The sequence below is a fragment of the Rhodopirellula baltica SH 1 genome (assembly GCF_000196115.1).
GTDB classification, from domain to species: Bacteria; Planctomycetota; Planctomycetia; order Pirellulales; family Pirellulaceae; genus Rhodopirellula; species Rhodopirellula baltica.
On the sequence record NC_005027.1, the window covers coordinates 4,691,291 to 4,704,852 of the forward strand.

The following is a 13,562-nucleotide window of genomic DNA, read 5'->3' on the forward strand; positions in this document are numbered from 1 at the left end:
GGGGAGATTCGGTGGGGATACGCCACTATACTATTCCAAGCTGCGACCGTTGTTTAACACGACACCCTCTTCACATCTCCTTCCACGACCAAGCGTCTTAACGATGGATCCGTTCTTACAAGCCGCTCTGAATGAAGCACGCCTGGGGCTCAACGAACACGGAATTCCGATCGGCTCGGTGTTGGTGATCGACAATGAGATCGTTTCCCGTGGTCACAACCGCCGCATTCAAAATGGCAGTTCGATCCTGCACGCCGAAATGGATTGTTTGGAACGTGCCGGCCGCCTGACCGCGAACGACTATTCTCGATCAACGCTGTACTCGACGTTGTCACCCTGTGACATGTGCAGTGGTGCCGCCCTGCTCTACAAAATCCCACGAATCATCGTCGGAGAAAATCAAACGTTTCAAGGACCGGAGTCCTACGTCCGCAGCCGGGGCGTTGATCTGCAGATCGTCAATGATCCGGATTGCATCGAGCTGATGCGTGCCTTCATTCAAAACAACCCGACGCTTTGGAACGAAGACATCGGCCTACCAACTCAATCCTGACTTCCCGTCGCAGCCTCCTGCTCAAGCACCGATCCAGCGCCACACTTTTCACAAGCGGGCAAGAGCGAATGCCGGACTCCACCGCATTTTTTGCATGCGTGGAAAAGCGTCGTTTCGCAACACGGGCATGTATAAGGCTGGTCGAATGTGGCCGCATCCCCATCGACCGTGACGGGCGTACGTTTCTTCAGACTTCGCCGCGTCCACACCGCGAATTTCAGGGGCCCGCGCTGAATCGGATAATCGCATATCGGGCAAAAGAAGTGAGCGTAAGCTTCCCGGTATTGACGAAGCAACCAATCGCGACTGGGTTTGGCAATTAGACGCAGCAACCGCACCAGGACTCCCGTCGCAATGGCCAAAGACAACAAGATCAGGATGTACTTGAAGTAGATCGCGGGAAAATGATCGTGCATCACAAGCAATACGCGAGCGGCCACGGCACCGCTGAGTGCATACACGAGCATCGCATAGGTGCCACCAGCGTGACGCACAAACAACCATCCGCAAACAAGCAACAAAGGGATCAACAATGCGAGCTTGTACGCAGCGAGTTTCCATTGATGCTGTTCCGCAAGTTCTTCGTACTCATCCGCAATTGGGCGACTAACACGCGTGATAGCTTCTTCATTCTCCCGTTGTTGTCGCTCGACATCGTCCAGTTGGTCATTGAGATTGGAAAGTTCAGCGTTGAGCGTTTGCGTCTGGCTTTGATTCGCCAAAAACAACTGCAAACTATCCGTGAGTGCCAACTTCTGCTCATCGCTCAAAGACGTCGCGTTCTCATCCGCGTTGCGTTTGAGTTCTAGCAACTGGTTGATTGTTTGCTGCGAATCGCGAGTCGTTTGCCCCGTCAGTTGCCGGCGTCGTTCGGTCGACGCGATCTGCTGTTTCAAATCCAACAGCTGCGCGGCGAGCGTCTGGCGTTCGTCCTGCAACTCCTGTGGCAACCCTTCCTCCAACATCTGGCTGTAGTTCGGTCCTTGCACGCGATCAATGTCGCGAACGATGTAGCCAAGCAACCAAAATGCGAGCAGCCCTACCGCGACGCTGAACCCAAAGACCATGAATCGAAGCACGAACGATCCGCGATGTTTCTTCGTTTTCATTGATTCGCCTCGAGTCGAATGTTGGTGGGTGCCCTCTTAAGCGTAGAGCCCACTCCTTCGAGATTCTTCGCGAAAATCCCGCGAAGTTAGATCTAGACGAGGCATCGCGTCATTCGCTTCGCAAAATCGCGAGGCAGAGAGCGACCATCACGCTGAAGCTGGCGATCAATCCCACCAATCCGAGGATACTGACTCGCTGAATCCCGAACATTGGCTGATCGGGGAACAACACCGGCGAGACTTCATAGGACAGCATCAGCGCCGACCCGAGGAACACCGCACTGGTCATCAACCCAACGACCAAGCGATTGACCACTGGCGCAAATCGTTTGGGTTCCAAACGCACCTGCAACTGCCCCAGTCGGGCTTGGTTCATCAGCGACAGCAACTGCTCCGGCGCGTTCTCCATGAACGCTTCGCTCTCCAGGTAAATCCGTCGGGCCTGCCGAAGTCGTCTTGCCGGAGTTAAACGGCGGATCATCACTCGGCGAAGATACGAGCGGACAATGTCCAGTGAATCGAATCCAACACCGATTTCTCGCAAAGTTCCCTCCAGCGAGATCAACATCTTCAACAGCAGAGCCGACTGATTGGGCAAACCGATCCCGTGCCGGTGGAGAATCTCGCTGAGCTGATTCAACGCCCCCGACAAATCAAAGCGGTCCAGCGTTTGTCGGCCGTAGGTGTCCACAAAATCAGCCACATCGATTTCCAAAGCCGACTGATCCAAGTCGACTCGCGGGTTGCCCACGCGACGAATCAATCGGGTCAGCCGTCGACAATCTCCCGCGTTGATGGCCGCCAACATCTCCTCGATCGACTCACGCATCGCTTCATCAATGCGGCCGGTCATCCCGAAGTCAAGAATCGCCAAGCGACCGTCTCGCAAGCAAAACAGGTTGCCCGGGTGTGGATCGGCGTGAAAGAACCCGTCCTCGAACACCATTCGCAGATAGGTTCGAGCAAGCGTTCGGCCAAGTTCCGGAGGCAGGTCCGCACGAGTCATCTCGCCTGTCTCACGAGAGGGCGAGTGAACATCACGCTCAAAAACTTTTGCCAATGGTTCGCCAACCATCTCTTCCATCACCAAAACACGCCGCGTGCACAATTGGTCGAACACGGACGGAATGACGATTTCAGCTTTGTCCGCCTCCAAAATTTGTGCGAACTGCTTCAGGTTGCTGCGTTCGCGATTGAAGTCCAGCTCGCGAAGGATCATCGGCATCAATTGCCGAACCATGTCCGATGGTCCCCAGATAGCGAGCGACTCGACATGATCAGCCCATTGGGCCAATCCCTCGAGAACATCCAGATCCTCGCGCATCATTTTCTCGATGCCGCGACGTTGGACCTTCAGCACCACTCGCTGGCCGTCCATCAACTCAGCACGATGGACTTGCCCAATCGATGCGGTCGCAAGCGGCATCGGTTCAATGTGACGGAAGTGTTTGCGGAAGTTCGGGCCGAGCTCTTCTGCGAGCGTTGTTTCGACGACTTCCATGCTGTCTGGCGAAACTTCGTTGCGAAGCTGTTTCAACTCTTCCGCGATTTCGTTGCCGACGAGGTCAGGCCGTGCCGCCAGGACTTGACCCACCTTGATGAATGTGGGGCCCAGCTCGGTGATCGCCATCCGAATCCGTTGCGACCGGGTGTATTGCGTCAGCGGAACGCCCGAACGATCCTTGATCCAGTTCTGCAGCGGCAAACGCCTCGTGCGACTGATCCAGTCCGCCAATCCGTACCGGCGCAGCACCCTCAGGATCTCGCGTCCTCGACGCAGATTGCGGTACAACTGGGGGATCGATGTCAGCTTCATGAGATTCCGTGAAGGTGGTTGGTCGCTCCATTGTGATCGCTGGCTTGGCAAATCGTCGAGCAGGACGAATTTTCGGCCTCGAAAACCTTCCCTTTATGCCCAATATTCCGCTCGCAGCGTTGGTTCCGCCCGGATTGCCGGCCCCCGATCCGACATTTGCCGACGATTGGGCAACAGCGATCACAACGACGATTGAGCTGATACTGGTGTCCGCCGGAATCGCGGTTCTGATTGGCGTGCCCACGGCTTTCTTCGTCAGCCAATTGCGACCGAATCATTGGTTGGTCCGAATCTGGACGTTCTTCGCGTTCGTGACTTTGGCAATGCCATTGATCTTGTTGGCGGCAGCCTGGGAATCAACCGCTGGCAAATTTGGATGGTTGGTTACGACCATGACGGGAGGCAACCTGGGTTGGGTTGGATGGATTCATGGGATGCACGGTGTTGCTTTGGTGTCACTGGCAACGGTCTGGGCAACACGTCGAATTTCTCCGGTTGCGATTCAACAAGCCGCTTTAGACTTTTCGCCCTGCCAAATTTGGTGGCGTGTGCGATTGCCGATCGCATTGCCATGGATCATTGCGTCGGCCATCGGCGTAATGGTACTCGCGTCGACCGAGATGAGCGTCGCGGATTTGCACAGCGTCCGAACCGTCGCCGATCAGTTTTATCTTTTCTATTCGGTGGATCCAAACACGACGTCCGTGTTGGTGTCGACGTTGGTCCCGATGTTGGTCGGAGGCATCCCAACTTTATTGTGGTTTTGGTTGCAACGTCGCCGATGGAAAGTCGCGTCCGACTGGGATGCTGAGCCCGTGGACGCACCATCGATAACGACTGATACAGCGACGAGCGGAATTCGCCTGACCGCGATGGCGGCCGTGATGTCTTGCACGCTGTTGTTGATCCTGCCACTCGCCGGATTGATTGTCCAAACCGGCCACGCGGTCGAAGTGGTGGACGGTCAACGGCAAGCGACCTTCCGTTGGCAGGCATCGGTCCGAGCAATCGCCGAGGCTCCCAAGCTCTTTGGCGAAGAGATCGCCTGGACCGTTCAGCTCGCTTTTTTCTCCATCATCCTGTCACTGCCCATTGCGATGGGACTGGCTCGCCTGGCTCGCTCGTCCAAAGCGTCTGGCCTCGTCATCGACGTCTTGGGAACCATGTTATTCCTTGTCCCCGGACCGGTCATTGGAATGACGGTCGCGGCATTTTTCCGCCTACCGTTGACGGGACTGGATCGGCTCGCAACGCATACCTTGGTGCCGACATTGCTCGCCGTTGGCGTGCGAAGCGTTCTTGTCTCCTACGCGATTTTGCGTAATGCCTATGACGGCATTGATGATGCCACTTGGCGATCCGGGCAAATGGATGGTTCGGTCGCTTGGCGTTGGTGGCACCTGGAGATCCCCTTGCTGCGACGCGGATTGGGTATTGCGGCATTGGCGGTTGCGATCGTTTCGGCGGGCGACGTGCCGGCGGCGATGCCGGTTTTGCCCCCCGGCGTGACCACGACGGGCACGCGATTGTTCGGATTGCTTCACAGCGGAGCCCGATACCAGGAGGCATCGCTGGCAATCGTTCACACGGGAATGGTGATCCTGCTGTGCGGGGTGATCTCGGCCATGCGACTCCACTTGCGTCGTTCAAGCAAAGGCGTAGATTGAAACGTTTCGCCGCGTCCGTACCCCGCTTCGGCAATTGCCTTGTTTGTCCCCGAATCCCTGCTCGCGGTGTACTGCGTACTCATCATCACGGCCTCGGTCAGTGGTGGATGGTTGCCATCTTTGGTGCGGATGACCCACCTGCGAACTCAGCTTTTGATGAGCTTTGTCGCCGGGTTGATGCTGGGGATCGCGATGCTGCACTTGTTGCCGCATTCGCTGCACAAGATCAGTTCCGCGTCCCAGGCTGGCGGAGGCGTCTTGGTCGGCATCATCACGATGTTCATTCTGCTCCGCGCGTTCCACACGCACGTGCACGGCCACGGCGAATCGCATGATCATCATCACCATGCTCATGAGCACGACCATGACCATTCGAAGGACCACAAACACCCCAACGATCACAGCCACCCGCACTCCCATACCAATGCCAAACGCGTCAGCAGCAAACCACTCGGTTGGCTCGGCATGCTGTTTGGCTTAGGGCTTCACACACTGATGGACGGAGTCGCTTTGGCGGCCAGTATCGCGGCCGAGTCCCAACACTCGCCTTGGTTGGGGTTGGCAGGATTGGGCACGTTCCTCGCCGTTGCGCTTCACAAGCCATTGGACGCGTTCGCGATCACATCCGTGATGAGCAAGGGCGGCTGGACATCCGCCCAACGCACGATGGTGAACCTGACCTTTTCAATGGCCTGCCCGATTGGCGCGATCGCGTTTTACTTTGGTGCCACTCAATTTGCCAACACCGAAGCATTGCTTGGTTGGGGCCTGGCACTTTCAGCTGGATTCTTCATCTGCATATCGCTGTCGGACTTGCTTCCTGAAGTCGCGTTTCATGACCACGATCGTTTGAAGTTGACCACCGCACTTTTGCTCGGCGTTGCCCTGGCCGTTGGAATCGAAAGTCTGCCTGGGCACAACCATTCAATCACTCCACTTGGGCAACCTGCCCCGATCGTCGATAGCAGCAACGTGCCAAACGCGAATCCCTAGTCCACTTACCCAAGATCAATCTCATGGGAAGTTGCGATCAAAATCACTCCGAAAATTCGGCGGACAATCATGAAAACTGTGGAGGCTTGCATCATCATGGCCTGACCTCCGCCGGTCAATTTGACTCGGTCAGTGATTCAAGATTGCTTTGGTCGGTGTTGCTAAACCAAGCCCTTACGGTTGCCCAGGTCATCGCCGGTATTCTGTCAGGCAGTGTTGCCTTGCTGTCCGATGCGGCCCACAACTTCAGCGATGCTAACTCGTTGCTGATCGCCTACATCGCTCGGCGGATTGCCCGCAAGGAAGCAAACCAGCGTTACACGTTTGGTTACCGCCGAGCCGAACTGATCGGGGCCACGATCAATCTCACACTTCTAGCCGTCGTCGGTTGTTACCTGGTCTATGAAGCGGTCCATCGCTTCTTTGACCCACAACCGATCATCGGCTGGCTGATGGCGGTGACTGCTGCGGTCGCTTTGGTCGTCGACCTTGGCACTGCGTTTCTACTGTGGGCGATGAGCAAAGGTTCGCTGAACGTCCGGGCCGCCTTTATTCACAACTTGGTCGACGCTGCGGGCAGCGTTGCGGTGCTCATCGGGGCCGCAGCCGTGATCTATTTGAAATGGCTTTGGGTGGACTCGATTCTGACGCTGTTGATTGCGACCTACATTCTCTATCAAGTCTGGCAGATGCTTCCAGAAGCAACTCGAATTCTGATGGAAGGTGCCCCCGCCAACTTCCATTTCGATGAAATGATGGCCGATCTCGGTGGGATGGATGGCGTATCGGGTATTCACCACGTCCATCTTTGGGAACTGGATGAATCACATCGGGCGTTGGAAGCGCATGTCGTGATTGAGCCCACACGGTTTGAGGATCTTGAAACAATTAAACGCGAGATCAAGTTGTATCTCACCAGCGAACACAACATCCGTCATTCCACGCTGGAATTTGAATTCGCTGGCACATCGGACTGCCATGATTCCGACGGCAATCTGATCCATGACGGCTGCTCATAGAAGCCACTAGCGGCGTGCACGGCAGGTACACTGGGGAACCCCCACTATCCTTCCGACCATCATCACGCATTGCCCCATGACACGATTCCCATCGACCGCGTTTGCCTTCGCACTTGTTGCTCTGGCCTTAATTTCGTCGACCGCATTCGCCCAACGCGACCCCAATCGAATGACCCACGGCCCGATGTTGGGTCAACCGTCGTCCACCAGCGTCGCCGTCTGGGCTCGCACATCGGACGCCGGCGAGTTCACCGTTCACTATGGAACCCGTCCACCCGAAAACCATGGCGGGGATTTGTCGGACCACGTCAGCGAACCGGGACAAACACGCATCGAACACGACAACACCGGTGTGACGCTCCTACGCGATCTCAAACCCGACACGCGTTATCACTACAGAATCTATGTGAACGATCGTCCTCAGGGTGAACCGGGAACGTTCCGCACGTTGCCCGATGAAGCGGGATCCAAGTCAGAACACAATCCTGATGGACTGTTCAACTTTCGATTTCAAATTGGTTCCTGTGCCAACCAAAACCCACTGCATGGAATCGGACACGACAGCCCCACGTACAAACACCTCAATCAAGATTGGGCGGACAAAGTTCACTTCCACATCATGAATGGTGACTGGTTGTACGAAGAACTGCGAGAATACCCAGCCGAAGCATGGCGACTCACCCAAGGCATCGATGAACTGCCACAAGTGGTCCAAACCATGCCAACCGTGACCGGTGTGTGGGAAAACTACAAACTCTATCTCACCCGCAACCATGCCCTCTCGACTTGGCATCGCAACGTGCCGTCGCTGTTCACCTTCGATGACCACGAGTTGGTCAACGACATCTGGGGAGCCTCCGAAGCGGGCAAACGCCACCGTCGAACTGTCTTTCGCGACATTGGAACCTATGCCTGGAACGACTACCTCGGCTGGGCCAACCCATTCGAATCCAAACAACGTTTGCACGTTGGAACTGCGAAGCTAACCGCCGGCAGCGATCTGCTGGTTGATCGCCAAACCAACTTTCGACAGTTGCCATTGAATGAGATGCTGAACCTGCACGTTCACTGGGGAACTGATACCGCTGGCGTCAACGACATGATTTACGACACCGACGACGGGGAAGCCAACTCATACGTCTATGACATCGTGGAAGTGGTGGACGAACACACGGTTCGACTTCACATGCCTGCCAAGGCGGACGGCCAAGTCAGCTACTCCATCGGCCAACGCAGCTATGGCAAATTCAGTGTCTCCAACTGCGACTTCTTTTTGCTCGACACGCGCGGCGACCGCGACATGCACGATGTTTCGCAGCGAGACAAACCGGGCGTTTCGATGCTCGGCAAACATCAACGCGAATGGCTGCTGCGTGAGATGCGAGCCAGCGACGCGAAATTTACGTTTCTGATTTCAAGCGTCCCGATGATGATCCCGCACAGTGGCGCCGGTGGATTCGAAGCCGACGACGCCAACAAAGAAGAAGCCTGGACGGGCTTTCTCGACGAGCGAGAGATACTGATCGATGCCTGGGACGAAATGGACAAACAAGTCTTCGTGATGACCGGCGATCTTCACAACAGTTTCGCAATTCGTGTGACCGACAACGTTTGGGAATTCTGCTGCGGGCCTCACAACAGCGTCAATCACGTGCCTGAACTTGACGAAAGCAATCGACCGGCGACCGGACGATTTCAATTTGGGCCACGGGAATGCGACATCCGCTGGAGCAGTTACGTGCTGGCCGACCTGCCACGCTTGGAACGACTGTACCCACATTTCTGCGTGGTGCAGGTCAACAACGTCTTCAACATGCCGATCAAGCAAGGCGACAAACGGCTGGTCGCCTACCCGCATCCGCAGGTTGTTTTCCAGTACTACGACGGCTGGACTGGCGAACTGGCTTACGCTGAGTCTGTTTCCTTGCCGCGGGAATGATCCATCATTCGGATTTGGCTTCGGCAGTCGTGGGCGTTGTCTCTAGCCAACCATCCGCACTGCCGGCCAGTTGCCACTTCGGATTGATTGGGATCTGAAGATGAGTCAACGCGACGGTGACCAAATCCACCGTCGCTGGTGATGATAATCCTTTGGCCCGTTCGATTCCGTCACTCTTCATCGCAGCATCTCCACTGACAATCATCGGCGCCGTGAAGACGTTCGGATTTTCACGGCCTCCGCCGTGGCCAGTTCCTTCGCCACCATGATCGGTGCTGATGAGAACCAGCCAATCTTCATCGGCGTAAGTCTCCCGCTCTTTGACCGCAGCGATCAACTCACCCACCATTCGATCTACGTTCTCGATGGCTGCGACGTAAGGCGGCACGCTAGGATGAAAACCGTAGGAGTGACCGGTTTCATCGGTCGACCCAAAGTAGATGAACGTCCAATCCACGTCATCGTTTCGCAAGACAGGGATCGCTGACCAGGCCAATGATTGGTCGGCTGCCTTCCAAACCGTTGAGGCCGTGGCGTTCTTGCCGGGCGTGACAACAACATCGATGTCGGCGTCCGTTGTCACGTGAGTTCTCAGCGGTGTCCAACACAGGTACGACGCAGTCCTCAGATTCGGTTTGACTTGCTTGGCCAATGCGAAACCGTGTGGTGCGGCCTTTGCATCGCGGCCTTTGAACGAGTTGTCGAGCACGCCGTGTCGATCCGCCCAAACACCCGTTAAAAAAGTGGTCCATCCCGGTCCACTGACAGTGTCACTGTCAGTAACATCATCGGACGTCACTCGGGTCTCCAAACACAACGTGCCGTTCTCAGCGAGCGAATCCATGTGAGGTGTGTTAGCAGCAACAAATGCATCTCGCCTCAAACCATCAATGCCAATCGTCAACACCTTGGGTTCGCCCGCATTTGCGGTCGACGCAAATATGGATGCCAAACAAACCCAAACAACGCCAACCGAATTCAAACGAAACCAACTCATATAGCGACCGTGTGGTGTGATCTGCATTGTCGAAATTGAACGCGGCCGCCACCATAATCCAATGAATGCTATCAAACAAACCAGAAAGGTCGTCCGATATCGTGGAGACGTGCAAGGAGTTGGATTCCGAGCCAACGCAATTCACCAGGGTCGTGGCCTCAACATCAAAGGCTTCGTACGCAACGAGCCCGATGGAGACGTCCTTCTAGACGTGCAAGGGCCGACAAACGACCTCAAGGAACTGCTACGACGGATCGGCAGCTCGATGGAAAGAAAGATCAACGAGACATTGATCGACGAACGAGAGCCACTGCCGGACCGAGAAAAATTCTCGATCCGGTATTAGTTCATCCGCTTCACACACCTTGGGTGCCGGACAACCACGCGACGGATATCCAAGCCCGTCGATGACAGCAACATCTGACAAAGCTGAAGCCTGTCAGATGGGACCTGAATTACCTCATTCTGGAGCAGCGTCAGTTTCGGATCCCGCGTCTGCTTCAGGGCTGGCATCCGTTTCGGCAACTGGCTCCGCGACTGCGGTGGCTTCGGCTTCCGCCGCTTCTTCTGCGTTCTCTTCGGCTGGCACGCGGACAACGGCAATCAGCTCATCGCCTTCGTCCACGTTCATGATGCGAACACCTTGCGTGTTACGACCAATCACGTTGATGTCGCCGGCACTGATTCGTTGCAGTTTGCCTTTTGCGGTCATCAAGAACAACTCGTCATCATCGTTGACGCGAGCGATTCCGATCACCTTGCCGTTCCGCTTGCTGGTCTTGATGTCTCGCAACCCTTTACCACCGCGTTTCTGCGTGCGGTAGCGAGCCGAACCGCTGGCAGTTGCCGCTTCGTCGTCTCCACCTTCGCTGGACTCGTCCGCGTCGGTTTCGGAAACATCCGCCAAATTGGGTCCGAACGGCGTGCGTTTGCCGTAACCATTTTTACAAACGGTCAGCAAAGTCGCTTCGGGATCGGTCACAACCATTCCCACCACGGCGTCGTCGCCAACCAACGAGATTCCCTTCACGCCGGACGTGTTGCGGCCCATCGGGCGAGAATCTGATTCGCGGAAACGAATCGCCATGCCATCGGACGTGACCATGATGATTTCATCACCAGGACCAACCACGGCGGCATCGACTAACTCATCGCCTTCGCGAAGTTTGATGGCGATGATGCCACCCCGTTTCGGTCGGCTGTACTGTTCCAGCGGAGTCTTCTTCACCAAGCCGCTTTTGGTTGTCATCACAATCGTATGACCGGGCTGGTTGAAATCGCGAACGGCCAAGCACTCGGCAATCTGTTCGCCTTCTTCCATCTGCAACAGGTTCACGATCGCACGGCCTTTGGCATCGCGAGCGAGCTGCGGGATGTCATAAACCTTTTGCCAACGAACTTTCCCTGCCGTTGTGAAGAACAACAGGTAAGCGTGCGTGCTGGCGACGAACAAGTGTTCGATTGGATCTTCGTTATCGCTCTTGGCACCCTTCATGCCTTTTCCACCACGACGCTGCGTGTTGTAAACGCTGGTCGGTGTGCGTTTGATGTAACCACGGTGACTGATGGAAACCACCATCGTCTCTTCCGTGATCAGATCTTCCAGGTCGATGTTGCCAAGTTCTTCGTGGCTGATCTCGGTTCGACGCTTGTCACCGAAGCGACGCTTCATCTCTTCGAGATCTTCTTTGATGATGCCGTTGATGCGGCTTGGGCTGCCGAGGATATCGATGTAGTCGATGATTTCCTTCAGCAATTCAGCATGCTCGCCGGAGAGTTTTTCCTGTTCCAGGTTGACCAATTGCCCCAAACGCATGCGAAGGATTTCGTCGGTTTGGACGCTCGTCAGCGTGTAAGAATCGGCTTCGCCGCGTTCCAATTGGAACTGCTTGAACCCTTCGTCGCCAAGAGCCCGCTGCATCATCGATGCTGGGCAGGCGATGCCCATCAAGCGTTCTTTGGCTTCGGGTTGAGTGCGGCTGGTGCGAATCGTTTGAATGATCTCGTCGATGTTGGCGAGTGCCAGCAGCAACCCTTCGACGGTGTGCTTGCGACGACGTGCTCGGGCCAACAAGAACTGAGTTCGGCGACGAATCACGGTCACGCGGTGACGCAGAAATTCGGCCAACATCTCCTTCAGCGTCAACTCGCGAGGCTTGCCGTCGACGAGCGCCAGGAAGATCAGTGAGAACGTGTCTTGCAGCGGCGAAAACTGGTACAGCTGGTTCAAGATCACATCGGGATCTTCGCCACGCTTCAGTTCCACCACCAACCGAACGGGTTCCTTCAAATCGCTTTCATCGCGAATTCCGGAGATTCCCTTGATTCGGTCTCCATTCACGAGCGCCGCGATCTTTTCGATGATCCGGTCACGATATTGCTGGTACGGAATTTCGGTGACAACGATGCGATGCCGGTTGCCCTTCATCTCTTCGATTTGGCAACGAGCACGCACGACCATCGTGCTTCGTCCGGTCTTGTAACCTCGACGCACACCGGCGCGGCCGCAGATGATGCCTCCGGTTGGGAAGTCAGGACCGGGGATGATCTCGCACAACTCGTCAATCGACGTGTCTGGTTCTTCAATCAGCTTGATCAGTGCATCGCAAACTTCGGTTGGGTTGTGAGGCGGGATGCTGGTCGCCATCCCGACCGCGATACCGCCCGAACCGTTGATGAGCAGGTTGGGGAACTTGCTGGGCAAGACCGTTGGTTCGGTTCTCGCTTCATCGTACGTCGGAATGTAATCGACCGTGTCAAGTTTGAGGTCGTCTAGCATTGCTGCTGCGACGGCCCCCATTCGAGCTTCCGTGTATCGCATAGCAGCCGGAGGCAAACCCGCGACGCTACCGAAGTTTCCCTGCTTGTCGATCAACAAGCATCGCATGTTCCACTCTTGGGCCATCCGAACGAGCGTCGGATAAATCACACTTTCACCGTGAGGGTGATAGTTACCCGAGGTGTCACCGGAAATCTTGGCGCATTTGACCCGCTTGCTGCCTGGGCCGAGGTTCAGGTCATTCATCGCCACCAAGATCCGACGCTGCGACGGTTTCAATCCGTCACGCACATCGGGCAATGCACGGCTGACAATCACGCTCATCGCGTAGGTCAGATAGCTCTCACGAAGCTCGTCTTCGATTGGTAGATCCACCATCCGAAGTGCTCCATGGCCTCCGTGGGGATCGGGATTGCCCGAACCGCCCGTGGGACCGCCACCCGATGGTGGTTCCGCACCGCCGGGAGGTTTGCCGCCACCGGGAGGTTTGCCGCCACCGGGAGGTTTGCCGCCACCGGGAGGAACCTGCGCCCCGCCACCAGCACCGGTTTCGGTGTTTTCGGTCCCGTTTTCTTGGCCGTTGTTATCCCCGGTGGATCCGTTCACTTCGCCCGCGTTTTCGTCGCCTGGTTCCTGATTTTCGCCGTCTTCAGCCAAGGGATTTGCTCGTTTATCACGGGGGAAGCGGGC

Annotated in this window: 10 protein-coding genes; 6 read left to right on the forward strand and 4 right to left on the reverse strand. The window is 56.0% G+C overall.

Going from position 1 to position 13,562, the window contains the following annotated elements:
* Window positions 1-103: 103 nt before the first annotated feature.
* Complete coding sequence (locus tag RB_RS18045; protein WP_164922181.1) at window positions 104-553, forward strand: nucleoside deaminase; 450 nt, start codon at window positions 104-106, stop codon at window positions 551-553.
* On the opposite strand, the gene RB_RS18050 is transcribed toward RB_RS18045, so the two are convergent.
* Both RB_RS18050 and RB_RS18055 read right to left on the reverse strand, forming a co-directional pair.
* Window positions 544-1,662 carry a membrane protein gene (locus RB_RS18050; RefSeq protein ID WP_011122024.1) on the reverse strand — a complete coding sequence of 373 codons (1,119 nt, stop codon included), beginning with the start codon at window positions 1,660-1,662 and terminating at the stop codon, window positions 544-546. The two genes, RB_RS18045 and RB_RS18050, sit on opposite strands and share 10 nt — an antisense overlap.
* 109 nt (window positions 1,663-1,771) lie before the next feature.
* On the reverse strand, window positions 1,772-3,478 hold the full coding sequence (locus tag RB_RS18055; protein WP_164922182.1) for an ABC1 kinase family protein: 1,707 nt from the start codon (window positions 3,476-3,478) through the stop codon (window positions 1,772-1,774).
* Window positions 3,479-3,573: 95 nt separating this feature from the next.
* On the opposite strand from RB_RS18055, the gene RB_RS18060 reads away from it, so the two are divergent.
* The 4 genes from RB_RS18060 to RB_RS18075 all read left to right on the forward strand — a co-directional run bounded on the left by RB_RS18060 (window position 3,574) and on the right by RB_RS18075 (window position 9,096).
* Window positions 3,574-5,145 (forward strand): ABC transporter permease, encoded by a 1,572-nt coding sequence (locus tag RB_RS18060; RefSeq protein ID WP_231845760.1) that lies wholly within the window; start codon window positions 3,574-3,576, stop codon window positions 5,143-5,145.
* A gap of 39 nt (window positions 5,146-5,184) precedes the next feature.
* On the forward strand, window positions 5,185-6,138 hold the full coding sequence (locus tag RB_RS18065; RefSeq protein WP_007324646.1) for a ZIP family metal transporter: 954 nt from the start codon (window positions 5,185-5,187) through the stop codon (window positions 6,136-6,138).
* 23 nt (window positions 6,139-6,161) lie between these two features.
* The gene (locus RB_RS18070) at window positions 6,162-7,157 is read left to right on the forward strand and encodes a cation diffusion facilitator family transporter (protein WP_011122027.1); all 996 of its coding nucleotides are present in this window, start codon (window positions 6,162-6,164) and stop codon (window positions 7,155-7,157) included.
* Between the two features lie 76 nt (window positions 7,158-7,233).
* A complete protein-coding gene (locus tag RB_RS18075; RefSeq protein WP_011122028.1) occupies window positions 7,234-9,096 on the forward strand; it encodes an alkaline phosphatase D family protein in 1,863 nt (620 codons plus the stop codon).
* 4 nt (window positions 9,097-9,100) lie between these two features.
* On the opposite strand, the gene RB_RS18080 is transcribed toward RB_RS18075, so the two are convergent.
* Complete coding sequence (locus RB_RS18080; RefSeq protein ID WP_164922183.1) at window positions 9,101-10,120, reverse strand: alkaline phosphatase family protein; 1,020 nt, start codon at window positions 10,118-10,120, stop codon at window positions 9,101-9,103.
* A gap of 34 nt (window positions 10,121-10,154) precedes the next feature.
* Here RB_RS18080 and RB_RS18085 point away from each other — a divergent pair, with 34 nt between their 5' ends.
* Window positions 10,155-10,439 (forward strand): acylphosphatase, encoded by a 285-nt coding sequence (locus RB_RS18085; RefSeq protein ID WP_011122030.1) that lies wholly within the window; start codon window positions 10,155-10,157, stop codon window positions 10,437-10,439.
* 114 nt (window positions 10,440-10,553) lie between these two features.
* Here RB_RS18085 and gyrA read toward each other — a convergent pair whose 3' ends face one another.
* The gene (gyrA, locus tag RB_RS18090) at window positions 10,554-13,529 is read right to left on the reverse strand and encodes a DNA gyrase subunit A (RefSeq protein WP_164922184.1); all 2,976 of its coding nucleotides are present in this window, start codon (window positions 13,527-13,529) and stop codon (window positions 10,554-10,556) included.
* Window positions 13,530-13,562: the final 33 nt, after the last annotated feature.

What these genes read in the sequence shown, in the direction of transcription:
- RB_RS18060 (WP_231845760.1), top strand. Translation starts at nt 3,574, where the DNA reads ATGCCCAATATTCCGCTCGCAGCGTTGGTTCCGCCCGGATTGCCGGCC.
- RB_RS18085 (WP_011122030.1), top strand. Translation starts at nt 10,155, where the DNA reads ATGAATGCTATCAAACAAACCAGAAAGGTCGTCCGATATCGTGGAGAC.
- RB_RS18055 (WP_164922182.1), bottom strand. Translation starts at nt 3,478, where the DNA reads ATGAAGCTGACATCGATCCCCCAGTTGTACCGCAATCTGCGTCGAGGA.
- RB_RS18080 (WP_164922183.1), bottom strand. Translation starts at nt 10,120, where the DNA reads ATGCAGATCACACCACACGGTCGCTATATGAGTTGGTTTCGTTTGAAT.
- RB_RS18075 (WP_011122028.1), top strand. Translation starts at nt 7,234, where the DNA reads ATGACACGATTCCCATCGACCGCGTTTGCCTTCGCACTTGTTGCTCTG.
- RB_RS18045 (WP_164922181.1), top strand. Translation starts at nt 104, where the DNA reads ATGGATCCGTTCTTACAAGCCGCTCTGAATGAAGCACGCCTGGGGCTC.
- RB_RS18070 (WP_011122027.1), top strand. Translation starts at nt 6,162, where the DNA reads ATGGGAAGTTGCGATCAAAATCACTCCGAAAATTCGGCGGACAATCAT.
- RB_RS18050 (WP_011122024.1), bottom strand. Translation starts at nt 1,662, where the DNA reads ATGAAAACGAAGAAACATCGCGGATCGTTCGTGCTTCGATTCATGGTC.